The organism is Pseudomonas sp. W17 (assembly GCF_040268305.1).
In the GTDB taxonomy this organism is placed as follows: Bacteria; Pseudomonadota; Gammaproteobacteria; order Pseudomonadales; family Pseudomonadaceae; genus Aquipseudomonas; species Aquipseudomonas protegens.
Map to the genome: position 1 here is coordinate 3,258,957 of NZ_CP158490.1, position 24,690 is coordinate 3,283,646.

Genomic DNA, 24,690 nt, shown 5'->3' on the forward strand with positions numbered 1-24,690 from the left:
GCCGGCGGTTGCGCGGCGCCCCCTTTCAAGGAGAAAACCACATGCTCGATGCGCAATTGAGTGAATGGCTGGATGCCCAGGCCCAGGCACTCGACCAGGGCCAGTGCGACCCGCAGCAGGTCCTCGCCCGGCTGGCGGGCGCCGAGGTACTGCGGGTCGGTATCGACCCGGCTCAGGGCGGCAGCGGCGGCGACCTGACCGATGCTCTGGAAGTCATGGCCAGCGTGGCCAGCCATTCCCTGGCGGCGGCCTTTGTCTGCTGGGGCCAGCGAGCCTTTATCGAATACCTGCTGCACAGCCCCAATGCCGGTTTGCGCCAGCGCCTGCTGCCCTCGTTGCTCAGCGGCGAGCTGGCCGGTGCCACCGGGCTGTCCAATGCCATGAAGTTTCTCTCGGGGATCGAGGCCTTGCAGGTCCGGGCCCGGGAACAGGAGCAGGGCTGGAGCCTCAACGGTCGTTTGCACTGGGTCACCAACCTGCGCAAGAGCGGGTTCGTGGTGGCGGCGGCCATCGAGCGCGAGGAGGGCGGCGCGCCGTTCATCCTGGCGATCCCCGATGCCTTGCCCGGGTTGCAGCGCTCCGATGACCTGCAACTGATGGCCCTGCAATCGAGCAACACCGCTGCCCTGGAACTGAACCAGGTGGCGGTGGCCCGTGACTGGCTGCTGCACGAGGATGCCCGAGTGTTCCTGCCGGCGGTGCGCCCGGCCTTTCTCGGCCTGCAATGTGCCCTGGCCATCGGCCTGGCGCGCCGGGCCCTGAGCGAGGTGGAAAAGCACGTCGAGGGCGCCCGTTCGATCCTCCACGAACCCTTGCTGGAACAACGCCAGCACCTGGAACAGACCGTCGGCGAACTCAAGAGCGGCCTGCTCGACGGGCGCTTCCTGAGCCAACCCGGGGCGCTGTTCCGGGTGCGCATCGCCCTGGCGGAAGCCACCGCCAACGCCGTGCAACTGGAGCTGCAGGCCAGCGGCGGCAAGGCCTACCTCAGCGAGTTCGGCAGCGGCTTTGCCCGGCGCTGGCGGGAGTCGGCCTTCGTGCCCATCGTCACCCCGAGCCTGGTGCAACTGCGCGCCGAACTGCAACGCCAGGCGCGGAATGCGGCAGCATGAGCGGCCTGTTGAACGCACAGGCGATCAGCCTCGGCTACCCCGCGGCGCAAGGCTGGCACACGGTGCTGGAGGATTTCGACCTGCACCTGCAGGCCGGCGAAGTGGTGTCCATTCTCGGCCCCAGCGGGGTCGGCAAATCCAGCCTGCTGCGGGTCCTGGCCGGCCTGCAGAAGCCCCACGCCGGGCAGGTCAGCCTGTTGGGTGAGCCCCTCGACGGCCCTCATCCGCGGGTCGCGGTGGCATTCCAGGACCCCAGCCTGCTGCCCTGGCTGAACCTGGAGCACAACGTCGCCTTTGGCCTGGATTTTGCCCGCCAGCCGCACCTGAGCCCGCGCCAGCGCAAGGAACGCATCGACCAGGCGATTGCCGCAGTGGGCCTGGAGCACGCCCGCCAGCGCTATCCGGCCCAACTGTCCGGCGGCATGGCCCAGCGCACCGCACTGGCCCGCTGCCTGGCGCGCCAGCCCCAGGTGCTGCTGCTGGATGAACCCTTCGGCGCGCTGGACGAGGTGACCCGCGCCGACATGCAGCAACTGCTGCTCAAGGTGATCGGCCAGCACCGAACCGCGGCGCTGCTGATCACCCACGACATCGACGAAGCCCTGCTGCTGTCCGATCGGGTGCTGCTACTGGGTAACAGCCCGGCGCGCACCCTTGGCCAGTGGCACATCGACCTGCCGGCGCCGCGTGCCGAGCGGATCGAGGAACTGGGCGCGCTGCGCATCGAGATTCTCAAGACCCTTCGGCGGGCGAGCCGCAACCCCCACACTTCCCCTTTGCCTGCACCGTCGGAGATTGACCATGTGCCTGGACGACTTCACTCATACCCGTCGTGACTTTCTCAAGCTCAGCGCGCTGCTGACTGCCGGCGGCGCCTTGCCGCTGCTCAACAGCCTGCAGGCCCGCGCCGCCCAGGAACCGGACGCGCCGGTGCGCATCGGCTACCTGCCGATCACCGACGCCACGCCCTTGCTGGTGGCCCACAACAACGGCCTGTTCGAGGCCGAGGGCATCAAGGCCGAGCGCCCGGTGCTGCTGCGCAGTTGGGCCCAGGTGATCGAGGCGTTCATTTCCGGGCAGGTCAACGTGATTCACCTGCTGTCGCCGATGACCGTCTGGGCCCGCTACGGCAGCCGGGTGCCGGCCAAGGTGGTGGCCTGGAACCACGTCGGCGGTTCCGGCCTGACCGTGGCCCCGGGCATTACCGAGGTCAAGCAACTGGCGGGGCAGTCGGTGGCGATCCCGTTCTGGTATTCGATCCATAACGTGGTGGTGCAGCAACTGTTTCGCGACAACGGCCTGGTGCCGGTGAGCAAGGCCGCCGGCAGTGCCCTGGGGGCCAACGAGGTCAACCTGGTGGTGCTGCCGCCTTCGGACATGCCGCCAGCCCTGGCCAGCAAGCGGATTGCCGGCTACATCGTCGCCGAGCCGTTCAATGCCCTGGCCGAGGAACTCAAGGTGGGCCGGGTGCAGCGCTTTACCGGGGATGTGTGGCGCAACCACGCCTGCTGCGTGGTGTTCATGCACGAGCATGACCTGGACAACCGTCCCGAATGGTCGCAGAAGGTGGTCAACGCCATCGTCAAGGCCCAGCTGTGGACCCGCGACCACCGCGCCGAGGCCGCGCAACTGCTGTCCAAGGATGGCGCCAACCGCTACACGCCCCATGCGCCCCAGGTGCTCAACCGGGTGCTGGCGCCGGCGGTGGCCGACCGCGAGGCCTACCTGGCCAGCGGCGCGATCCAGCACAACCACTGGGACGAGCAGCGCATCGACTTCCAGCCGTATCCGTTCCCCAGCTACACCGAAGAATTGGTCAAGCGCCTCAAGGACACCCTGATCGAGGGCGACAAGGGCTTTCTGGCCGGCCTTGACCCGGCACACACCGCCAAGGACCTGGTGGACGATCGCTTCGTGCGCAACGCCATCGCCTCGGTGGGCGGGCTGAAGGCCTTCGGCCTGGCGGACAGCTTCGAGCGCAGCGAGGAGTTCGGTCTTTGATGGGCAAGCAACCTTCTTCCCTGAGCCATTGGCTCCTGGGGCTTGCCGGGCTGTCGGGCCTGCTGCTGGGCTGGTGGCTGGGGGTGCACCTGCTGGGTGATGGCAACGGCCTGGCGGCGCGTTTTTCTCCCGAGGCGACCTTCGCCAGCCTGCTGGAACTGCTGGGGCGTGGCGAGCTGTACGAGCATGTGCTGGTGAGCCTCAAGCGGATCCTGGTGGGTTTGCTCCTGGCCTTGCTGATCGGCGTGCCCCTGGGCCTGCTGGTGGGCAGCTACCGGCACCTGGAGGCAGCCACCACCCCGGCGTTCCAGTTTCTGCGGATGATCTCGCCGCTGTCCTGGATGCCGGTGGTGGTGATGCTGATGGGGGTAGGGGACCAGCCGATCTACTTCCTCCTGGCGTTCGCCGCGCTGTGGCCGATCCTGCTCAACACCGCGGCCGGCGTGCGCCAGCTGGACCCGCGCTGGCTGCAACTGAGCCGCAGCCTCAGCGCCACCCGCTGGGAGACCCTGCGCAAGGTGATCCTGCCCGGGGTGCTGGGGCATGTGCTGACTGGGGTACGGCTGTCCATCGGCATCTTGTGGATCGTCCTGGTGCCCTGCGAAATGCTTGGGGTCAGCGCCGGCCTGGGCTACTTCATCCTCGACACCCGGGACCGCCTGGCCTATTCGGAACTGATGGCCATGGTGCTGCTGATCGGCGTGTTGGGTTTTGCCCTCGACGCCCTGGCCCGTGGCCTGCATCGCCGCTGGTCCCACGCCTGAGGCCCGCCGGTGGGTCCGGCGCGACACCGGTGGCGCCCCCGTAGGAGCCGGCTTGCCGGCGAAGAGGCCCGCAAGCCTTGCACCGCCCCAGCGGGCGCCTTCGCTGGCAAGCCAGCTCCTACGGCCCCGGCGTAATCGCGACGCTACCTGCGTAGGAGCCGGCGCAGCGCCGGGGTGCCTGGACGATCAATGCCCCACCAGTTCCTCCAGCAACTGCTCTTTGTAGCCTTGCAACACGGGTGAAGAGCGGTCCCGGGGATGGGGCAGGTCGACGCGGATCTCATGCTTGATCCGCCCCGGATGCGCGTCCATCACGATTACCCGGTCCCCCAGGTACAGGGCTTCTTCAATGTCATGGGTGACCATGATCACCGTGCAGCGCTGCTGCACCCAGATACGTTGCAGTTCGTGCTGCAGGCGCACCCGGGTCAGGGCATCCAGCGCCCCCAGGGGCTCGTCCAGCAACAGCACCTTGGGCTGGTTGATCAGCGCCCGGGCAATGGCGCCGCGCTGGGCCATGCCGCCGGAGAGCTGATGGGGGTAGGCCTGCTCGAAGCCTTGCAGGTTGACCAGGGCGATGTGCTCGGCCACCCGGCGCCGTTTCTCGGCTTCGGACAAGGGGTGGTTTTTCAGTGCCAGGGCGATGTTCTGGGCCAGGGTCATCCAGGGAAACAGCCGATGGTCCTGGAACACGATGCCCCGCTCCAGGCTGGTGCCGGTCACTGGCTTGCCGTCCAGCAGCATCTGCCCCTGATAGTCACCCTCCAGGCCGACGATCAGCCGCAGCAGGGTGGATTTGCCGCAGCCGCTGGCACCGACAATGCTGACGAACTCCCCGGGCTGGACGTCCAGGTCGATGCCTTGCAGCACCGGCAGGGCCTGGCCCTGGATCCGGTAGCTCTTGTTCAGGCCGCGGATCTGCAGGGCCCCGGTCCGGGCGTGGAGATGAGTGGGGAGCGGGGCGTGTTGGGCGATCGCATTCATGGGGAGGCCTTAACGGGTAGGGCGCCAGCGCAGCAGGCGGCGGCTCAGAAGGGTCAGCAGCAATGTCATCAGGTAGCCGCACAGGCCGATGCACAGCACGCAGAGCACTATCACTTCCATGCGTGAGCCGGCTTCGGCGTTCATCATCAGGTTGCCCAGGCCGGCCCCGGAGGACAGGAACAGCTCGCTGCCCACCGCTGTCACCCAGGCAAAGGCCAGGGCCTGCAACAGGCCGGTGGCAATGCTCGGCAGGGCCGCCGGCAGCAGAATGTGCCGCAGCCGCTGCGCCGGGTTTAGCACCAGCACCTGGCCGACCTCGCGGTAGCGCCGTTCCACCTGGCAAAAGCCCTGGTAGGTGTTGAGCACCATGGGGTAGAAGGCCGCGAGGCTGACGATCAGCATCTTGGAAAACTCACCGTTGCCGAACCACATGGCAATCAGCGGAATCCAGCCGAGCATCGGCACCTGGCGGATTGAATGGAACAGCGGGCCGATCAGGCGGTTGGCCAGGGTCGAGAGGGCCATCAGGGCTCCCAGCATGACCCCGGCCAGGGTGCCCAGCAGCAGGCCGCCGCTGGCCCGGCCCAGGCTGGCCAGCAGGTTGACCGGCAACTCGCCGTTGCCCAGCAGCTCCAGCAAGGCGCTGGCGATGGTGGAGAGCGGCACGAAGGCGTAGGCCCCGGCGGCATCCTGGCGGGACAGGTATTCCCAGCCGCCGATCAGCAGCAGGGGCAGCAACAGACCGCGAAACTTGGCCAGTAAAGTGGTCATGCAAGGGCTCCTAGCGGGTTTGCCAGCGCAGCACGCGCTGTTCCAGGCGGCGGAAGGAAAAGTCCAGGGCAAAGCCGATCACACCGGTGACCACTATCCCCACCATCACCACATCGATGCGCAGCATCTGCCGGGCCATCTCGATCATCTGCCCCAGGCCGCTGTCGGCGGCCAGCAGCTCGGTGGCCACCAGCACCACCCAGCAGCGGGTCAGGCCGATGCGCAGGCCGGTGATGATCGGTGGCGCCGCGGCGGGCAGGGCGATCTGGCGCACCAGGGTCGGCCAGCGCAGGCGGTAGACGTCGGCCACCTCGAAGTAACTGCGGGGAATGGCCTTGACCCCCTCGCTGGCGGCCAGGGCCACGGGGAAGAACGCAGTCTTGGCGACGATGACGATCTTGAAGGTTTCATCGATGCCCAACAGCAGCACGAACATCGGGATCAGGGCGATGCTGGGGATCTGCCGCAGGGTATGGAACAGCGGCGCGCAGTACGCCTCGACGGTCTTGGACAGGGCCATCAGCACCCCGAACACCAGGCCGCCAAGGGCCCCCAGGGCAAAGCCCAGGCCCAGGCGCGACAGGCTGTTGTGCAAATGCTCCAGCAACTCGCCGCTGGCCAGCAGGGTTTCGAAGGTGTGCAGCACCTGGGCCGGCGGTACCAGCAGGTTGCGCGGAAAGATCCCGGCCTGGGCCACCAGGGTCCAGAGCAGCAACAGGGCCAGGGGCGAGACCAGCCAGGTCAGGGAGGTGATCGTGCAGCGCAAGGAATGAGCCATGGCGGTTCTTATATCGGCGAAGTACCCGATGCCTATCGCAAGACCTGTGCCATCGCGCGCTCGTAGGAGCTGGCTTGCCAGCGAAGGCGTCGGCCGGGGCGATGCAAGGCTTACGGGCCTGTTCGCCGGCAAGCCGGCTCCTACGGGGCGGGCGGGCCTGCGGGATGTATCTGGCGGCTGTAGGAGCTGGCTTGCCAGCGAAGGCGTCGGCCGGGGCGATGCAGGGCTTGCGGCCTGTTCGCCGGCAAGCCGGCTCCTACGGGAGGAGCGGCGTGTGAGTGGGTTGTGGGCGCTGGAGTGCCAGCGAAACTGATGCCTGGGCAGCAGCCACTGCTGCCAGGGCAACACCCCGGCAGCAGTCAGGTCTCAGAAGTCGTAACTGACGCTGGTGTAGTAGAACGCGCCCTGGGCGCCCTCGGGGCTGGTGATGGAGTATTTCGGCACGCCATACAACTGCGCCCCGGATGCCTTGTCCGGGTGGGTATCGAACAGGTTGATGGCGCCCACCGACAGCTTCAGCGACTTGTCGAAGCTGTAGGAAATGTCCAGGTCAGTGACCCATTGCGCGCTGAAGGTCTGGTCCAGGGTCGGGTTGCTGGCGTTGAGGCTCTTCCATTGCCCGTACCTGCGTTGTGCCAGGGTCAGGCCCCAGCTGTCGTACAGCCAGTTGGCGCTCAGGGTCAGCTTGTTCTTCGGGGTGCCGTCCTCGATCAGGCCCTGGGTGGTGCGGCCGACAATCTGCGAGCCGGCGATGTTGCCCACGTCCCGCAGGGCGGTGATCCTGGTGTTGTTCTGGCTGTAGCCGCTGGACAGGTTCAGGCGCCCCCATTGCTGCAGGTCCAGCTGGTAGTTGCCGGTCAGCTCGACGCCATCGGTGCGGGTGTCGGCGACGTTGGTGTAGAACGCCGCGCTCTGGATGTTGGCGTAAGGGGTGCCGGCGAAGATCGGCGTGACCACCGAGGCCGGCAACTGGTCGGACAGGGTGATGCGGTTGTCGATGTTGATCCGGTACGCATCCAGGGTCACCGAGGCATTGGCCAGCGGCCGCCAGACCAGGCCCAGGGAGTAGTTGGTGGATTCTTCGGGTTTCAGCGCCTTGCCCCCCAGCAGCTTGGCTTCCGGGCTGTCGGCGCGCAGGGTGCGTTGCTGCACCTCGACGTAGTTGCCGCTGCCCGGCGGTTGCTCCACCACTTGCACGCTGAACGAGGACAACCCGCTCTGCACCAGGGACGGCGCCCGGTAGCCGGTGCTGGCGGTGGCCCGGGCGGCGAGCTGCGGGGTGAAGTCGTAGCGCAGCGACAGCTTGCCGTTGGTGGTGTCGCCGAAGTCCGAGTAGTGCTCGGTGCGCACCGCCACCCCGGCCTGGAATTTCTCGGTGACCTGGCCTTCGACGTCGATGTAGGCGCCCCAGACCTTGCGCTCCAGAGTGGCGGCGTCGACCTGGGTGATTCCTGAGTAGTAGCCGGGAATGCGCCGCCCGGTGACCGGGTCCACGGTATTGAACAGCGGCCCGTTCTGCCAGCCCGCCGCTTCGCCGGCGCTCAGTTCGTAGTTCTCCTGGCGCCAGGCCAGGCCCGCCGACAGGGTCAGGGGCTTGAACAGAAGGTCGGTGGGGAAGTCCCGAACCCAGTCCAGGGTCAGGTTGGTCTGGTCGGCCTCGCGCTTGCCGGTGTAGATCTTCGCCGGGCTGGCCTCGCCCCAGCTGGGGTTGATGGCGTTGCGGTCGGCGGATTTCAGGCTGTTGTCGCCATGGTTCAGCGCCAGGTCGAACTTGCCCAGGCGCTCGTCCTCGTAGCGTAGGCCACCGGTCAGGGCATAGTCCTCCAGCGAGTAACGGGTGATCGGCAGGCGGCCGTCGGGGTAGCGTTGCAGGGTGTCGCTGCCGTAGTTGTTGCGCAAGGTGGTGGGCGGGTCGAAAAAGCCTTCGGCGTCGGTGTTCTTGTGGGAGTAGGTGGCAAAACCGTAGGCGGTCAGCCCCTCGCCCAGGCCGAACTCGCTGTTGGCGGCGAAGTTGTACTGGTCCGAGACATTGCCCGAGCCCCAGCGCCAGGTGCGGTAGCGGTTGTTCTGTTCCCGGGGGGTGTTGGTGCTGGTGGAGCCGGGGTAGAAGATCCGGTTGTCGGGGTTGGTGTCACTGGCCGGGTCCTGGCTGCCGGCATCGAAGCTCAGGGTCAGGAAGCCATCGTTGGGCAGGCTCAAGCCCTTCCAGCCGCTGAGCTTGCGCTGCAGGCCGTCGCCCTTGTCGTAGCCGCCGAAACGGTAGCCGAGGTTGCCGCCGTCGTCCTTTTCCTTGAGCACGATATTGATCACCCCGGCGATGGCGTCGGAGCCGTACTGGGCGGCCGCGCCGTCGCGCAGGATCTCCACTCGCTCGATGGCGCTCAGGGGGATGAGGCTCAGGTCCACCGCGGCGGCGCCGCGGCCGTTGACCAGGCTCTGGCGGGTGACGTTGGCGCTGGTGTGGCGGCGCTTGCCATTGACCAGCACCAGCACCTGGTCCGACGCCAGGCCGCGCAGGGAAGCACCCTGGGCGATGGAGCCGGCGAAGGCGCCCTGGGGCGACTGCGGGTAGCTGAACGAAGGCGAGAGGGCGGTGAGGGCGCCGGACAGGTCGCTGGCCCCGGTCTGCTGCAACTGCTGGGCGGACAGCACGTCCACCGGTGCGGCGCTTTCCAGGGCCGTTACATCACTGCGCCGGGTGCCCAGCACCACCACCGTGTCCAGGTGATCGGCGCTGGCGCCGGGGGCATTGCTTGAGGTCTGGGCAGCGAACGCGGGCACGGCAAGGCTGCCGACGACCAGCGCCACGGCGCCGGCCAACGGATTGCGATGGAACATCTTTGATTCCTTCTGAAATGAATGACCCCAACCGCCCCTGTAGGCGCTGGCTTGCCAGCGAAGGCGTCGTCATGGACGGTGCAAGGCTTGCGGGCCTCTTCGCCGGCAAGCCGGCTCCTACAGGGTGGGTGCGGTGGTGGGCGATACCGGCGGCCCGGAAATCAGGGTTCGGGTGGCCTGCCGCGGGCGTCAGAAGCGGCTGGTGACGCTCAGGCCCACGGTGCGCGGGTCGCCGTAGGTGATGACGTATTGCCCCAGGGTGCCGTTGGGCCGGCCATGGACCTGGTAGCGGCGGTCGGTGAGGTTGTTGACGAAGCCGGTGACGCTGAGCTTTTCATCCGGGCTGAACCAGGTCAGGCGGGTGTTGGCCAGGGTGTAGTGGGGCTGGCTCAGGGTCTTGTCGGCGCTGCTTTGGCGGTCGGCGAGGAAGTATTCCTTGTCGCGGAAACTCACGTCGCCGCCGGCCACCAGCTTGCCGCCGATCTCCAGGGGAATGGTGTAGTCGGCCCCCAGGGACACCACGTTGCGCGGCGAGCGCACGAAACTGTTGCCGCTGTAGTCGCCGGTGACCGCGCCGGTGTTGGGGTTGGTGTTCTTGAAGTCGGTGTACTCGGTATCCAGGAACGAGATCGCCGCCCGCAGGTGCAGATAGTCGGTGGGCTGGCCTTCGAGCTCCAGTTCCGCGCCCTTGACCTTGCCCTTGGCGCCATTGGTCAAGGCCGTGGTGAGCACGCCGTTGTTGACCGTCAGCAGGTTCACCTGGATGTCCGAGTAGTCGTAGTAGAAGACGTTGGCGTTGGCGGTCAGGCGATGGTTGAACCATTCCGACTTGAGGCCGATCTCGTAGGCGTCGAGTTTCTCCGGGTCCACCGTGGTCAATTGCGCCAGGCTGGTGGACAGCCCGGTATTGAAGCCCCCGGAACGGAAACCGTGGGCGTAGCGCAAGAACACCCGGACGTTGTCGTTGATCCGGTATTCCGGGGTCAGATCGTAGGTCCAGGCTTCCCAGGTCTTGCTCTCGTCGCGGCTGCCGTTGCTGCCGGCGGCGCCCAGGGGGATCAGCGGGCCGTTGGCCGTGGCCCGGGTGAGCTGGGTCAGGTCCAGGTCGATGTCTTTCTTTTCCTGGGTCCAGCGCAGGCCGCCGGTCACGGTGAAGTTGTCGGTGAAGTCATAGGTCAGGTTGCCGAACAGCGCGTAGCTGTCGGTGGTGTGCTGGTAGTTGAGGTCGCGAAAGTCGGTGGCGCCGCCGGTCTGGTTGGAGCCGGTGCCGTTGGGCGTGGGGCCCGGGGTGATGAGGCGCTTGGCCGAGCTGTCCAGGTCCTCATGGAAGTAGTGCACCCCCGCCAGCCAGCGCAGGGTTTCCTGCTGCGGCGAGGCCAGGCGCAGTTCCTGGGAGTACTGGTTGTAGCGGTTGTCGCTGATGGCCGCGCCGTTGACCTCGTAGGGGGTGTAGTCGGCGTCGCTGGTGGACTGCCCGCGAATGTAGTCGTAGGCGCTGATGGAGGTCAGGGTGTAGTCCCCCAGGTGCCAGTTCAGGGTCAGGGACGTACCGTCGTGATCGAGCTTGGCATCCTCGTTGACGTTGAGGGCGATGTTGCGTCCGTCGGGCCGCTGGTAGCCGACGTTGTAGTAACGGCCCACCGGCAGCGAGCCGTTGCTGCCGTCGCCCTTGTATTCCCGGGCGTGGATCTTCAGCAGGGCGTCCAGGTCCGGGTTGAGCTTGGCCAGGAACTGCAGGCGCACGGCCTTCTTGTCGACGTCGCCGTAGGTATGGTCGTCGGTGAGGTTCTTCTGGAAGCCGTCGCGTTCTTCCGAATACAGCGACAGCCGCGCCGCCAGCCGGTCATCCACCAGGGCGCCGCCGATGGCGCCATTGAGGATGCGTTCGCTCTTGCTGCCGATGCCCAGGGTGCCGTAGCCGTCGGTGTCGAAGGTCGGCTTCTTGGATATCACGTTGACCGCACCGGCGGTGGTGTTCTTGCCGTACAGGGTGCCCTGGGGGCCGCGCAGAATCTCGATGCGTTCCAGGTCGAACAGCGGCCCGCCGCCTGCGATCGGCGCGTTGAGGTAGACGTCATCGGCGTAGATGCCCACCGGGAACACCGTGGCCGCCCCGGTATCACCGGTGCCCAGGCCGCGGATGTACCAGCGCGGGCGGCCGTCGCCGTCGGGGTTCTTGGCCGAGGCATTGGGGATGAAGGTGGTGATGTCGCCCATGTTGCGCACCCCGTCGGTCACCAGGCTGGTGCCCTGTACGGCGGACACCGCCACCGGAACCTCTTGCAGGGTTTCCTCCCGGTGCTGAGCGGTGACGGTGACGGTCTTCAGGGCGGGTTCGCTGCTGTTCCCGGTGGTGTCGGTGCCTGTGGTTTCAGCGGCCAGCAGGCCTTGGCTGAATGTGCCCCCGGTGAGCGCCAGCGCCAGCCATAGACTCTTGGTGATCGGATTAAGCTTATGCATGTTGAACTCCCCCATTTAAAGTTTCGCTAAGAGGGCTAGAGCAGAGAACGTGCCAAGAGGCTTAGTGGGTTTTATGGGTAAGCGTTAGTTTGATCAAGTCATTGAAAAACAAGGCTTAATTTAAATTCGTTTGAGTGTTTTAGAGAGGGGTTTGGCAGGCGTGAAAAGTTGCGGGCCAGAGGTTTAAAACATCCTGCGCAGGATTCAGCAGAAGTTGCTTGGCTGGTGCTGCTGGAGCAGCACCGATTGCCCGCTTGACTGTTGCTGCACCAACACCGGCCCAGCCCCGTCAACCCCAACTCGTAGGGGGGATGCGGTGCACCTGCTTGTGTAGGAGCCGGCTTGCCGGCGAAGAGGCCCGTGAGACATGCACCGCCTGGGCTGACGCCTTCGCTGGCAAGCCAGCTCCTACGCAGGGATGCGGTGTACCTGCTTATGTAGGAGCCGGCTTGCCGGCGAAGAGGCCCGTGAGGCATGCATCGCCTGGGCTGGCGCCTTCGCTGGCAAGCCAGCTCCTACGGGTTCCACCGTCAGTTCGTGGGGTTATACCGCCACGCGGGAGGTGGAGCCGATGACCGTCTCCAGCACACTGAAGTCGATCCACTCGCGCACGTCGAAACGCCGTGGAATGAACTGCCAGCGATGCAGGAAATCGGTGAAGTCCTGCAAGGCCTCGATGGATCGCGCATCCAGGGTGGTGCGCAGGCGTCGGTGGGCATCCTCGCCATAGGCGGCCGCCACCCAGTACTCGCTGGTGTTCAGTTCCCGGGCCAGGAAGCGCCGGGTTTCCTCGGGGTTGGCCCAGGCCCATTGTTCGGTGCGCAATACGGTGTCGACGATCTTCACGCTGGCGTCGAAGTGCTCGCGCAGCAGGTGGGTGTCCACGGTCAGGGTACGCGGGGTGCCGTTGTTGGAGCGGATCAGCGGGTCGGGGTGGGAACCGGTGTCCACCACCACCTGCAGGCCGAACTCGTTGGCCAGGTGCACGGCGTGGGCGCCCTTGAGGAAGATCGCGTCGATATCGCCCCGCAGCAGGCCGATCAGTTCGTTGTTGCGCCGGCTGAAGCGGGTCACCCCAAGGCTCACTTCGGAACCGTACAGGTGCTGCTTCTGCTCGTCGCTGTAGGTGCCGCCGTAGGGGTAGTCCACCAGTTCCACGTCGGCCACTTCCAGGCCTTCGAGCCTGAGGGCGTTTTCCAGGCCGCGCAGGGCCTGGGCCCGGGTGAAGTCGATCTGCACGTTGGCCCACTTGGGCAGGCCGAAGCGCCGGTTCTTCAGGTCGCGGATGCTCTTCACGCCGCTTTCCGCGGTGGTCAGGATCAACTGCACCTCGTCGCTCCAGGACAAGCCCAGGACCCGGGTCTGCACGCCGCTGGAGTAGGCCCAGATGGCCGGGATGTTGCCGCCGTGGCGCACCGAGTTCTGCAGGTGGTGGTCGTAGTGGGCCTCGCGCACTTCGCGTTCGCTGGATTCGCGCAGGGACTGGATATTGGTGCCGAACGGCAGGAAGGCCTCTGCCAGGCGTCCGGACTGTACCGCGATGCCGAGCCCGGTGGGCACCGGGCTGTGGGTGTACCAGAGGGTATCGAGTGATTTGCTCATAAGGGTCTTCAGTTCGAATCCATGAAACCTGGCGCGGTCAGCCGGCCAGAGCGGTAGGGGTAGCCAGCAGCGCATCCAGCGGCCGGCGGTCGATCCATTGGCGCACATCCACCTGCTGCGGGATGAAGCGCCAGCGCCGCAGGAAGGCGCTGAAATCCTGCAGCGCGTCGATGGCCTGTTCTTCCAGGCCGGTGCGCAGGCGCAGGTGGGCATCCTCGCCATAGGCGGCGCTGGTCCAGTACTCGCTGCTGTTGGTTTCCCGGGCCAGGTAGCGGCGGGTGTCTTCCGGGTGGTGGCGGGCCCAGTCTTCGGCCCGCAGCACCGCGCCGAGAATCCCGGTGGCGACATCCAAGTGCTGCTCCAGCAGATGACTGTCCACCGTCAGGGTGCGCGGGGTGCCGTTGTTGCAGCGGATCAGCGGGTCGGGGTGGGCGCCGGTGTCGATCAGGGTGCGCAGGCCGAACTCATGGGCATGGCGGGCGGCACTGGCGCCCTTGAGGAAGATCGCGTCGACTTCGCCTCGCAGCAGGCCCTGCAGTTCCAGGTTGCGTCCGCTGCTGGGCTGGGCGCTGACCGGGGTGTCGGCCAGGGTCTGCACCTGGGGGTCGCTGAAGGTGCCGCCGTAGCGGTAGTTCACCAGTTGCAGGTCGCCCACTTGCAGGCCGTCCAGGCCCAGGGCGTTTTCCAGGCCGCGCAGGGCCTGGACGCGGGTGAAGTCGATCTGTGCGCCGGCCCAGTCCGGCAGGCCGAAGCGTCGGCCCTTGAGGTCCTTGATGCGGTGGATGCCGCTGTCGGCAGGGGTCAGGATCAGTTGCACCTCATCGGCCCAGGACAGGCCGATCAGCCGGGTTTCCCGGCCCTGGGCCCGGGCCCAGAGGGCCGGGATGCTGCCGCCGTGGCGCACCGAGTTGCGCAGGCTGTGATCGAAGTGCGACTCGCGCACGGCCTGGTCGCTGGACTCGCGCAGCGACCGCACCTGGGTGCCGAGGGCGCCGAGGCTGTCTTGCAGCCAGCCTTTCTGCACGGCAATGCCCAAGCCCGTGGGGACCGGGCAGCGGGTGTACCAGAGGGTATCCAGAGGATGGGACATAAACGGGCTCCTTATAGGCTCAGGCGCGAGCCTGTAGCGGCGTCGCCTGGGCGACGGGGCGTTGCTGCACCAGGGGCAGGACTTCCTGGCCGATGCGCAGGGCTTCTTCCAGGTGCGGGTTGCCCGCCAGGATGAAGGTGGAGAAACCGGCATCGCGGTACTCCGCCAGGCGCTCGGCAACGTTCTGGTGGCTGCCCACCAGGCCCACGGTGGGCCCCGGCTTGGCCTTGGCGAAGCCGGCCCAGAGGTTGGGGCCCAGGATCAGGTCGTCGAAGCGGTCGACGTTCTGGTGGTAGGCGGTCTGCCGCGCAGCGCCCACCGAATCCGAGCCGCTGGTGAAGTTCTTGGCGATCAGGCTGCCCTTGCCTTCGAGCTTGTCGAACTGGCGGCGCAGGTCGGCCCAGGCCTGCTCTTCGGTTTCCCGGGCGAACAGATCGACCCGCAGGCCGAAGCGCACCGTGCGCCCCTGTTTGTCCGCCAGCTCGCGAACTCGCTCGATGTGGGGCTTGAGCTGGTCGATGGGCTCGGCCCAGTTGAGGTAGACGTCGGCGTGCCGCGCCGCCACGTCCAGGGCCGCATCGGAGAAACCGGAAAAATACACCCCCGGCTTGCGCTCCTGCTGCAGGCCCGGGGGCAGGGCGCCGTTCTCCAGTTGGTAGATATCGCCGTCATAGGAGAAGCGTTCGTTCTGCCACAGGCCCTGGATGATGTCGAGGAACTCGCCGGTACGCTGGTAGCGCCGGTCGTGGTCCAGGTAATCGCCATTGGCTCGCTGGCTGACCGGGTTGCCGCCGGTGATGATGTTCCAGTCCAGGCGGCCGTGGCTGAGGTTCTGCAGGATCGCCGCCTGTTGGGCGGCGTAGGCCGGCAAGGTCCAGGTGGCCTGGAAGGCGATCAGAAAGCGGATGCGCCGGGTTTCCCGGGCCAGGGCCGCGGCCACCACCCAGGGCTCGGGGCCGGTAGGCAGCAGGGCGCCTTCGAAGCCCGCCAGCTCGGCGGCCTTGGCCACCTGGGCGATGTAGTCGATGTAGGTGAAACCGTCGGGCTCGCCGTTGGCCAGGCGCCCGGGGGCGATATGCCCGGCACGGGGGTGGGGGTTGCCGCGATTGTGCTTGTCGGTGCTCAACTGCGGGCCGTCGGTGCCCAGCGGCAGGCGCCAGAAAAATTCAGTGCTCATGGGTGCTCCTGATTCAGTAACCCGTTGCGCCGCGCGGGTGCGAAGACGCCTGTCAGGGGGGTAATTGCAACGGCCATGCCATGGCCGTCGCAGCCCCGCATGGCGGGGGTTCGGGGGCTTCAGCCGGCCTGGCACAGGGCCCTGGTGCTGCTGTAGCAGCACCCCGGCAGCAACCGCTGCTGAGCGCGCAACAACCCAGCGCCTCCTTGCCGGCGAACAGGCCCTTGAGCCTTGTGCTGTCCTTGCGGGCGCCTTCGCTGGCGAGCCAGCGCCTACAGCTGGCGCGATACCGGCGGTGCTGTTGCAGGAGCCGGCTTGCCCGCGAAAGGGGCCGCGGGGTTTGCGCCGCCGGGTTGGTCGGCGCTACGCAGATAGGCCTGGTACAACGCCGCATAGGCGCCGTTCTGCCGGATCAACTGCTGATGCGGTCCCTGTTCCACCAGTTGGCCGTGGCGGATCACCGCGATCCGGTCGGCGTCGCGGATGGTCGCCAGGCGGTGGGCGATGATGATCGCCGTGCGCCCCTGGCACAGCCGGCGCAGGGCGCGCTGGATGCGCCGCTCGGTGTGGATGTCCACCGCCGAGGTGGCTTCGTCCAGTACCAGCACCGCCGGGTTGGCCAGGTAGGCCCGTACCAGGCACACCAGTTGCCGCTGGCCATGGCTCAGGTGCCCCCCCAGGGGGCCGACCTCGCTGTGGTACTGGTGGGGCAGGCGTTCCAGCACCTCGTCGGCCCCCAGCTCTCGGGCCGCGGCAATCAGCGTTGCATCATCGGCGCCGGGGGCTGCCAGGCGCAGGTTGTCGAGGATAGTGCCGCTGAACAGCACATTGTCCTGCAGCACCACGCCCACGGCCCGGCGCAGTTCGTGCTGGGCCAGGTGCCGGATGTCCACGCCGTCGAGCGTCACGGCGCCGCCCTGAACGTCGTAGAAACGGGTCAGCAACTGCACCAGAGTACTTTTGCCATGGCCCGAGGGGCCGACAATCGCCAGCACTTCGCCGGCCTTGATCTGCAGGTCCAGGTTCTGGATCACCGCGTTTTTGCTCCTGGGGTCGTAGGCGAACCGCACCTGTTCGAAGCCGACCTCGCCCCGGGCCCGCTGCATGCGCTGGGGCTGGGCCGGGTCGAGGACCTGGGGCCGGGTGTCCAGCAGCAGAAAGATCCGCTGCGCCGAGGCCGAGCCGGTGGCGTAGCGTTCGAACAGGTCAGAGAGCTCCTGCAACGGGCCCAGAAACAGAAACACGTAGAACAGGCTTTCCGCCATCTGGCCAACGCTGATCTGGTTGTCGGCCAGCCCATAGCTGCCCACCAGCAGCAGCGCGGCCATGCCGGCGGTGCTGAGCAGCGCGGTGAATGGGGCGAACCAGCTGGAGCGCAGGCTGCCGCGGATCAGCGCCTGGTTGAAGTCATCCAGCAGGCCGCGATAGCGCTGCAGGTTGGGTTCCTGCTGCCCGCATTGCTGGAGCATGCGCGCGCCGCTGACGCTTTCCACCAGGTGCGCGGTGAAGCGGCTGCGGTTCTCCGCGACCCTGGCCCAGTTGCGCTGGGAGATGCGCTTGAAGCCCCAGGTCGCCAGCGCCAGCAGCGGCACCGTGGCCGCCAGGCTGAGGAAGAAGCGCGGGTCGATGCGCCACAGCATCAGCGCCGCCAGGCCGCAGCGCAGCAGGGCCCCCAGCAGCTCCGGCGGGCCCTGGATCAGCAGCGGCTCCAGGCTGTCGACGTCGCGGTCGGCGCGGGAAATGATGCGCCCGGCGCGGGTCTGGTCGAAGTAGCTGACGCTCAGGGCCTGGATATGGGCAAAGACCTTGACCCGCAGGTCGTTGAGCACCCGGATCGCCGCGCTGCCAGCGACGAACTGCGACAGCCCGGCCAGGACGAAGCGCCCCAGCCAGCTGGCCGCCAGCCCTAGGCCCAGCCACAGCACCAGGGACTCGTCCAGCAGCCAGTGACCCTGGTCAGGGACCAGCCCGCGGTCCAGCAGTTCGCGCACGAACCAGGGCCGCAGGAACACCGTGAACACCAGCAGCAACTCGATGCCGATCACCGTCAGGATCGGGCCGCGGATCGGCCGCAGCAGGGGCAGCAGGCGCGACAGCATGCTGCGGTCCAGGGCCTGGCGGGCAAGCATTTCCTCGATTTCGATATCGCTCAGGGCCTTACCGGCGATTGGATTAGCCATGGTCGACTCCCAGCAGGTCGCGGTAGTGGGCGTTGGTCTTGAGCAGCTCGGCGTGGCGGCCGCTAGCGCGGATTCGCCCGTCCTGCAGCAGCAACACCCGGTCCGCCAGGAGAATGGTCGAGAGCTTGCTGGAGATCACCAGCAAGGTGGTGGCCCGGCCCTGGTCTCGGCGCAACTGGCGGATGTTGTCCAGCACCTGGCGTTCGCTGATGGCGTCCAGGGCGCTGGTGGCGTCGTCGAGGCAGAGAATGTCCGGCTCCCCCAGCAGCGCCCGGGCCAGGCTCAGGCGCTGGCGCTGGCCACCGGAGAGGGTGACCCCGCGATCGCCGAGGCGGCTGTCCAGCCCTTGGGGCAAGCGTTCCAGTACATCCTCGGCGGCTGCCAGGGCCAGGCCCTGGCGCAGCTGCCGGTGGCTGGCGTCGGGGGCCGTGAGGCGCAGGTTGGCCGCCAGGGTGTCGGAAAACAGGAAGCTTTCCTGGGGCACCACATGCACCCGGCGGCGTAGCTGTTGCAGGTCCAGGTCGCGCACGTCCTGCCAGCCGCTGAGTTCCGAGCCCAGCAGCACCCGGCCGGCACCGGCCTCGGTGAGGCGCGGCAGGAGGCTGGCCAACAGGCTTTTGCCGGTGCCGGTGGCGCCCACCAGGGCCACCACCTCGCCGGGCTCAAGGCTCAGGGAGCAGTCATCGAGAATCTTCCGGCCACCGCCGGGGGCGCTGACGCTGACCCCCTCCAGGCGCAACCCCAGGGGCGCCTGGGGCAGCCGGGCGTTGCCACTGCGGATGTGCAGCGGCTCGTCCAGCAACTGCCAGATGCGCTCGGCACTGGAGCGGGCATCGGCAAAGGTCTGCATCACCCGGCCGATGCCTTCGATGCGAAACACCAGGGTGGTGACGATCAGCAGGGCGCTGACCAGCTCGCCGATCCCCAGCTGCCCGGCCGCCACCTGATGAGCGCCGTAGACCAGGATCCACACGTGGCTGAGGGCGACCACGGCCTGGGGCAGGGGGATACGCGAACTGGAATAGGCCAGGGCCCGGCGCGCGTGCTCGGCGAACAGCCCGACCTGGGTGGCAAAACCCTGGATGCGGCTGTGCTCCAGGGCGAAGGACTTGATCACCCGCACCCCGGCGATGCCCTCGCTGAGGTCCTGGTTGACCCGGTCGTAGGCAGCGCCCACTGCGCGGTCGAGGCTCACCAGGTGCTCGGTCTGGCGCACGAAGATCCACAGTCCGCAGGCGGTGAGCAGCAGCGGCACCACTGCCAGCCAGGGGCTGTACCAGGCCAGCAGGCCCACCGTGGCCAGCACCACCAGGGGCGTTTCCACCACCTGGCGCCAGAAGCTGATCAGGGCATCGCGGACCTTGTCTGCATCGCGGGTGGTGCGGGTGATCATTTCACCCATGCCGTGCTGCCAGTGGTAGCCCAGGTGCAGGCCCTGGACCTGCTGCAGGATGCGCTCGCGCAGGCGGGTCAGCAGTTCCTGGCTGAGCACCAGGGACAACACCGTGGCGGCGTATTGCAACAGGCCGCGGCCCAGGGCCACCGCCAGCAGCAGCCACAGCCAGTACCAGCCCAGGCTGGCATCCAGGCTGCCGTCGGCCAGGTGCTTTACCGCCTGTCCGCTGCTGACATCGTTGACCGCATGGCCGATCAGCCACTGCTGCCAGACCAGCCCGAGGTTGACGGCGACATAGAGCAGCGCCACCAGGGTGAAGCGCCAGGGCACTTCCCGGTAGATCGCCAGCGCGCGCAAAAGAGGGTGTTTTTCGATCATGCAGGGCTCGTTCAAAAAAGTCGGACACTCCCCGTAGGAGCCGGCTTGCCGGTGAAGAGGCCCCGAGCCTTGTGCCGGCTTTGAGGACGCCTTCGCTGGCAAGCCAGCTCCTACGCGGGAGGCGGCGGTGGTTGGGTTATGGGGTCGGGCGGGTCGCGCCCTGTTGCTCCTTGGCGTTGAGGATCGCGGTGTATTCGCCCGGGTCGACGCCGTTGAGGTAGTAGTTGCCCACGTGGTGCAGGCGCCAGCGGATCGGGTCGTGGGTGGTGTGCACCCGGGCATTGCGCCAGAAGCGGTCGAGGTTCCATTTGCTCAGGGAGGAACTGGCCCCCAACAGCGAGAAGATGTCGCTGGAGATCTTCAGTGAGGCGCTGTCGGAGTGGGCCCGGGCGGTGGCCACGGACAGGATCAACTGGTCCTGCAGTTCCTTGTTGTCCGGGTCCTGCTCGTGTTCGTCGAACACCCGCGCGGCATCGCGCAGCAAGGATTCGGCAGCACGCAGGGCCACGGCGTATTCACCGATCTGCTTGATGATGTGCGGCTCTTCGCTGGCGTGGTCGACGCCGCTTTCCACCCAGGGCCGGGCGTGCTGCTTGAGGTAGTCCACCGCGGCCCCCAGGGCTCCGGCGGCGATCCCGGTGTCGATGGCCGCATGGAGGATCTGCGGGAAGGTCAGGCCGGTGCGTTTCATCGGGCCCTTGCGCGGCGAGACAAAGTCTTCGTCCAGTTCGATATTGTCGAACAGCACCGTGCCGCTGACCGAATTCTGCTGGCCGAAGGCATGCCAGTCGTCCACCAGGGTCAGGCCCGGGGCGTTGCGGTTGAGCAGCACCCCGGCGCCGCCTTCTTCGCTGGCGGCGGTCAGGGAAATCCATTCGGCCAGGTAGGAACCGGTGGAGTAGAACTTGCTGCCGTTAAGGATCAGCTTGCCGTCGGCGCGGCGCTCGATACGGGTCTTGAGGGCGAACTTGTTCTTGCCGCCGACCTCCGCCAGGGCATTGCCCAGGCGCTTGCCGGCCAGCACGTCGCTGACCACGCGGTCGCGCACGGCATCCGGGTAACCGTTGAAGATGCCCCGCAGCATCACGTTGTGGATCTGCAGCAACTGGCCCACACCGCCATCGGCCACCGAGATCAGGCGCACCGTTTCGACGATGGTGGCCACCGAGGCCCCCAGGCCACCGAAGGCCTTGGGCACACCGATGGCGGTCAGGCCGCTGTCGGACAGCAACTGCGCCTGGCGCCGCGGCAACTGGCCGTTGGCCTGGCTGTCGGCGGCGATGGCGGCGATTTCCGTGGCGATTTCCCGGGCCACGGCGATGGCTTCGGCCTCGCTGCCCAGGACACGGACCGGAGTGACAGGAAGGGCTTGAACGCTACTCATGCTGGTACCTCTATCTGAAGAAATCTGCCCCCAGGGGCGTGTGTATCGACCTGATCCGTAGGAGCCGGCTTGCCGGCGAAAGGGCCCTTGAGCCTGGCGCCGGTCTTGGCAATGCCTTCGCTGGCAAGCCAGCTTCTACAGGGGCGTGTGTATCGGCCTGATCCGTAGGAGCCGGCTTGCCGGCGAAGGGGCCCTTGAGCCTGGCGCCGGTCTTGGCGACGCCTTCGCCGGCAAGCCAGCTCCTACGAAAAAGGGCTGGGTTTGAGGAGGCTTGAGCAAGTTCTGCGCCAGGGCCTTTTCAGCGTGCTGAAAATCCGTTGCAGGCCCTGTGTAGCAAGGCTTGCAGACGGGGGGGCAGCTGGCGCTAAAACGTCTGTTGCTGCTCCAGCAGCAATGCCCGTCGGCCCGTTGCTCCAACAGCAGCAGTCGCCGCGCAATGCTGCTGGTCGGGCAGCAATTGGCATCGCGCGGCTTTCGCCGACAGCGGCCCAGGCCCCGTAATTCGGGGCTTTGCCCGGTTGGCACGGGCGCTGCAATGGCTCCGGCAACTGCCATTGCACAGGAACCGGTCCATGACGCTTGCTGCCTCTTTACCCTTATCCGCTGCCCAGCCTCGGCTGGAGCAGATCTGGTTCACCCGCTGCCCGGTGCCCACCGCTTCCGGGATCGCCTACAAGCTGGGCTGGCTCAGCGAGGAGTTTGCCGCCGACGGCCTGCCGGTCGCGACCCTGCAGGAAGCCCGGCAACTGGGCCATCACCATTACGATCACCAGTTGCCCGGGCTGTTTCGCGAGGGCGGCAACGTGCCGGCCCTGGCTGCCCGCGCCGCCGGTTCCCCCAGCCGGCTGATCGGCCTGACCTGGATCGAGGAATGGCAAACCTTGCTGGTGCGCCCGGATTCCGGCATCAGCCGCCCCGAGCACCTCAAGGGCAAGCGCCTGGCGCTGCCGGCCTGGGGCGAGAACCGCCCGGGCAGCATCGCCCGGGCCATGAGCCTGCACGGCTACAAAGGCGCCCTGAGCCTGGCGGGCCTGGGTTTCGACGACGTGCAACTAGTGGAAGTGGCGCTACAGGACCAGGAGCGCGCCGCTTCGCCCCAGGAAGGGCTGCAGCGCCTGTGGTCCGGCCTGGACTACCTGGTGCGCGGTGAGGTGGATGCGGTCTACGTCAAGGGAGCTGCCGCCGCCGATGCCGCGCGGCGCCTGGGGCTGGTGGTGGGCATCGACCTGGACCTGGTCGCCGAGCCGCGCTACCGCATCAACAACGGCACGCCACGGCCGATCACCGTGCACCAGAGCCTCTTGGACAATCACTTCGACCTGGTGGTGCGCTTTCTCGCCCAGACCCTGCGCGCCGCCGACTGGGCGGCCCACAACCGGCCGGCCCTGAACGCCATCCTGGAAGAGGAAACCCGGGCCGGCAGTGCCGGTGTGAATGAGGCCTACCGCGGCGACTTCCACACCACCCTGGCTCCCGACCTGTCGCCACAGCGCCTGGAGTTCCTCGATATCCAGAAAAACTTCCTCTATCGCCATGGCTTCCTCGAACGGGATTTCGCCATTGCCGACTGGGTCGACCGACGTCCCTTGCACGCCGCCCATGAACTGCTGGCCCAGCGCCGCGCCTGAACCCGGAGAATTGCCATGACCGTATTGATCAACGAACAACCCATTACCCAGGAACTGCAGGCCTTCATCGATCAGGTGCTGCTGGAGGCCGAACAGGCGTTCACCGTGTTCCGCGAAACCCAGACCATCACCGCCAACGGCACCGTGGGCTTCATCGAGCGGGTACCGGGCCAGGAACTGCTGGTCTCGGTGAACTACGGCGGCCCGTGGAACTACCGCAAACCGTTGCAGGCCACAGTCACCGACTTTGCCGGCAAGGTGATCCTGGGCCAGGGCAAGGGCGGCCTCGGTCGCTACACCAAGCTGTTCCAGCAACACTCCGACATCACCACCGTGTCCCACGTGCATTCGCCGTACCTGGGAGCCTGGGCCCAGACCCACCGCACGCTGCCGTTCCACTATGTACCGGTGCAGCGCTACCAGCTGGCCCGGGAGCTGCCGGTGTACATCGACCGGCGCCAGCCCGAGGTGGACTTCATCCTCGACAGCATTGCCCAGAACCCCTTCAACCTGGCGATTCTCGAAGCCAACGGCGGCTCCACGGTATGGGGCAAGCAGGGCCTGCGGGCCACGGCGGAATTCATCCTGTTGCTGGAAGAGGGCGCGCAACTGCAACTGCTGGCCGACGCCCTGGGTGGCTCCCGCCCTTATGGCCCAGGCGTACTGACCCAGCAATGGAAGATGAGCGGCCTGTACGAGCGCGCCACGGAACTGGGGCTGGTGCCCGCCATCGACCGTCGATGACCCCGCGCAATGACGTGGCCCGCCCCCCTGCAGGGGCTGCGGGGTATGCCTGCCTGCTGTAGGAGCTGGCTTGCCAGCGAAGGCGCCCGTAAGAGCGATGCAGGGCTTGAGGGCCTTTTCGCCAGCAAGCCTGCTCCTACGGGCGGCGAAGGCGCACTGAGGCTGTACAGGCTTCAATCATTCAAGGAACAGCTACATGGCAGTCAAGATTCTCTGGTACCTCACCACCCCCGACGGCCCCTATCCCTGGGAGCCGGAAGGGCGCTGGAACACCGATTTCCAGCACCTCAAGCAACTGGCGGTGGCCAGCGATCGCCTGGGCTACTACGGTTCGCTGCTGGGTTCGAGCCCCAATGAAAGCCTGGCGGTCTCGGCGGCGCTGATCGATGCCACCCAGCGCTTGCGCTTTTTGGTGGCGCAGCACCCGGGGGAGTTGTCGCCGGCGGTACTGGCCAAATGGGCGCTGACCTTCGATCAGTTCTCCAACGGCCGCCTGCTGTTCAACGTGGTCAACGGCAGTGACGCCGGGCTGGCCACCCTAGGGGTGCACTATCCCCACGATGAGCGCTATGACTTCAGCCTGGAGTACTGGCGGGCGTTCCAGGGCTTCTATGCCGGGGACACCGACGGCTACGACGGCCGCTACGTCAAGCTGGCGCCGCGCTCGCCGGCCGCGGCCGGCCATCCCCTGGGCGGCTGGCACGCGCCGAAGCAACGCCCCGGCATCCCGTTGTGGGGCGCCGGCACCTCCGGCCCGGGAGTGGCCCATTCAGTGCAGTTGCTGGATGTGTACCTGAGCTTTGCCGACACGCCGCCGAAACTCGGCGAGAAATTCCGCAAGGTGGCCGCCGAGGCGGCGAAGATCGGCCGTGAGCTGAGCTTCGGTACGCGCCTGCAGATCATCGTCCGGGAAACCGAGGAGGAGGCCTGGGCCCACGCCGAGAAACTGCTGCAGCGCACCTCGCTGCAGACCGCCCGGGCTTCCATCGAACGCCAGTTGCCGCCGGGGGAAACCCTGGACAGCTTCCACAGCGACGACCCGCAGATCCAGCGCAATGTCGAGGCGATCCGCGCCGGCCGCCTGCCCAAGGCCCGGGACCTGGAGATCTACCCCAATGTCTGGCTCGGCCCGAGCCTGTTCGGCTTCAACATTCTCGGGCCCGCCGCCGGCACCTACCTGGTGGGCAGCGCGCGGCAAGTGGCCGAGCGTATTCGCGAATACGAAGAGCAGGGCACCTCGACCTTCATTCTTTCGGGCTTTCCGCTGATCGACGAGGCCCACCGGGTGGCGGACCTGCTGTTCCCGCTGCTGGAGCTGGATCACGGTTTCGAGGTGCCGCGCCTGGGCGCCACGCTGGCGGCCCGGCAACCGGCCAAGGCCACCGAGCAGGCCTGAGGAGCGA

At 67.1% G+C, this 24,690-nt stretch carries 18 protein-coding genes; 7 read left to right on the forward strand and 11 right to left on the reverse strand.

Going from position 1 to position 24,690, the window contains the following annotated elements; translation table 11 throughout:
- Positions 1 to 41: 41 nt before the first annotated feature.
- The 4 genes from ABCR88_RS15185 to ABCR88_RS15200 are packed head-to-tail and all read left to right on the forward strand — an operon-like array spanning position 42 to position 3,877.
- The gene (locus tag ABCR88_RS15185; protein WP_011061470.1) at positions 42 to 1,112 is read left to right on the forward strand and encodes an acyl-CoA dehydrogenase family protein; all 1,071 of its coding nucleotides are present in this window, start codon (positions 42 to 44) and stop codon (positions 1,110 to 1,112) included.
- Positions 1,109 to 1,948: an ABC transporter ATP-binding protein gene (locus ABCR88_RS15190; protein ID WP_236184256.1), complete on the forward strand. Its 840-nt coding sequence runs from the start codon at positions 1,109 to 1,111 to the stop codon at positions 1,946 to 1,948. The genes ABCR88_RS15185 and ABCR88_RS15190 overlap by 4 nt, the downstream gene beginning before the upstream one ends.
- On the forward strand, positions 1,914 to 3,113 hold the full coding sequence (locus ABCR88_RS15195; RefSeq protein ID WP_350404798.1) for an ABC transporter substrate-binding protein: 1,200 nt from the start codon (positions 1,914 to 1,916) through the stop codon (positions 3,111 to 3,113). Before ABCR88_RS15190 ends, ABCR88_RS15195 begins: the two co-directional genes overlap by 35 nt.
- Complete coding sequence (locus ABCR88_RS15200; protein WP_350404799.1) at positions 3,113 to 3,877, forward strand: ABC transporter permease; 765 nt, start codon at positions 3,113 to 3,115, stop codon at positions 3,875 to 3,877. The genes ABCR88_RS15195 and ABCR88_RS15200 overlap by 1 nt, the downstream gene beginning before the upstream one ends.
- A gap of 186 nt (positions 3,878 to 4,063) precedes the next feature.
- Here the strand turns inward: ABCR88_RS15200 and ABCR88_RS15205 are convergent, their stop codons facing one another.
- From ABCR88_RS15205 to ABCR88_RS15255, 11 genes are all read right to left on the reverse strand, one after another.
- On the reverse strand, positions 4,064 to 4,861 hold the full coding sequence (locus ABCR88_RS15205) for an ABC transporter ATP-binding protein (protein WP_053151805.1): 798 nt from the start codon (positions 4,859 to 4,861) through the stop codon (positions 4,064 to 4,066).
- A 9-nt stretch (positions 4,862 to 4,870) separates the two neighbouring features.
- Positions 4,871 to 5,632: an ABC transporter permease gene (locus ABCR88_RS15210; RefSeq protein WP_015635737.1), complete on the reverse strand. Its 762-nt coding sequence runs from the start codon at positions 5,630 to 5,632 to the stop codon at positions 4,871 to 4,873.
- 10 nt (positions 5,633 to 5,642) lie between these two features.
- A complete protein-coding gene (locus ABCR88_RS15215; RefSeq protein ID WP_350404800.1) occupies positions 5,643 to 6,410 on the reverse strand; it encodes an ABC transporter permease in 768 nt (255 codons plus the stop codon).
- Positions 6,411 to 6,776: 366 nt separating this feature from the next.
- Positions 6,777 to 9,248: a TonB-dependent receptor gene (locus ABCR88_RS15220; protein WP_350404801.1), complete on the reverse strand. Its 2,472-nt coding sequence runs from the start codon at positions 9,246 to 9,248 to the stop codon at positions 6,777 to 6,779.
- 189 nt (positions 9,249 to 9,437) lie between these two features.
- Positions 9,438 to 11,708: a TonB-dependent receptor gene (locus tag ABCR88_RS15225; protein WP_053158835.1), complete on the reverse strand. Its 2,271-nt coding sequence runs from the start codon at positions 11,706 to 11,708 to the stop codon at positions 9,438 to 9,440.
- 543 nt (positions 11,709 to 12,251) lie between these two features.
- The gene (locus tag ABCR88_RS15230; protein ID WP_011061460.1) at positions 12,252 to 13,310 is read right to left on the reverse strand and encodes an ABC transporter substrate-binding protein; all 1,059 of its coding nucleotides are present in this window, start codon (positions 13,308 to 13,310) and stop codon (positions 12,252 to 12,254) included.
- A 37-nt stretch (positions 13,311 to 13,347) separates the two neighbouring features.
- Positions 13,348 to 14,400 (reverse strand): ABC transporter substrate-binding protein, encoded by a 1,053-nt coding sequence (locus ABCR88_RS15235; RefSeq protein WP_350404803.1) that lies wholly within the window; start codon positions 14,398 to 14,400, stop codon positions 13,348 to 13,350.
- A gap of 19 nt (positions 14,401 to 14,419) precedes the next feature.
- A complete protein-coding gene (locus ABCR88_RS15240; RefSeq protein ID WP_041118346.1) occupies positions 14,420 to 15,577 on the reverse strand; it encodes an LLM class flavin-dependent oxidoreductase in 1,158 nt (385 codons plus the stop codon).
- A 272-nt stretch (positions 15,578 to 15,849) separates the two neighbouring features.
- A complete protein-coding gene (locus ABCR88_RS15245; RefSeq protein ID WP_325984711.1) occupies positions 15,850 to 17,757 on the reverse strand; it encodes an ABC transporter ATP-binding protein in 1,908 nt (635 codons plus the stop codon).
- The gene (locus tag ABCR88_RS15250) at positions 17,750 to 19,531 is read right to left on the reverse strand and encodes an ABC transporter ATP-binding protein (RefSeq protein WP_350404804.1); all 1,782 of its coding nucleotides are present in this window, start codon (positions 19,529 to 19,531) and stop codon (positions 17,750 to 17,752) included. Before ABCR88_RS15250 ends, ABCR88_RS15245 begins: the two co-directional genes overlap by 8 nt.
- A gap of 136 nt (positions 19,532 to 19,667) precedes the next feature.
- Entirely contained in the window at positions 19,668 to 20,915 is a 1,248-nt protein-coding gene (locus ABCR88_RS15255; RefSeq protein WP_350404805.1) for an acyl-CoA dehydrogenase family protein, read from the reverse strand.
- Positions 20,916 to 21,487: 572 nt separating this feature from the next.
- Here ABCR88_RS15255 and ABCR88_RS15260 point away from each other — a divergent pair.
- From ABCR88_RS15260 to ABCR88_RS15270, 3 genes are all read left to right on the forward strand, one after another.
- Complete coding sequence (locus tag ABCR88_RS15260; protein ID WP_041118342.1) at positions 21,488 to 22,543, forward strand: ABC transporter substrate-binding protein; 1,056 nt, start codon at positions 21,488 to 21,490, stop codon at positions 22,541 to 22,543.
- A gap of 15 nt (positions 22,544 to 22,558) precedes the next feature.
- Positions 22,559 to 23,287 carry a class II aldolase/adducin family protein gene (locus tag ABCR88_RS15265; protein ID WP_077934176.1) on the forward strand — a complete coding sequence of 243 codons (729 nt, stop codon included), beginning with the start codon at positions 22,559 to 22,561 and terminating at the stop codon, positions 23,285 to 23,287.
- A 196-nt stretch (positions 23,288 to 23,483) separates the two neighbouring features.
- A complete protein-coding gene (locus ABCR88_RS15270) occupies positions 23,484 to 24,683 on the forward strand; it encodes an LLM class flavin-dependent oxidoreductase (RefSeq protein ID WP_041118340.1) in 1,200 nt (399 codons plus the stop codon).
- The last annotated feature ends 7 nt before the right edge of the window (positions 24,684 to 24,690 follow it).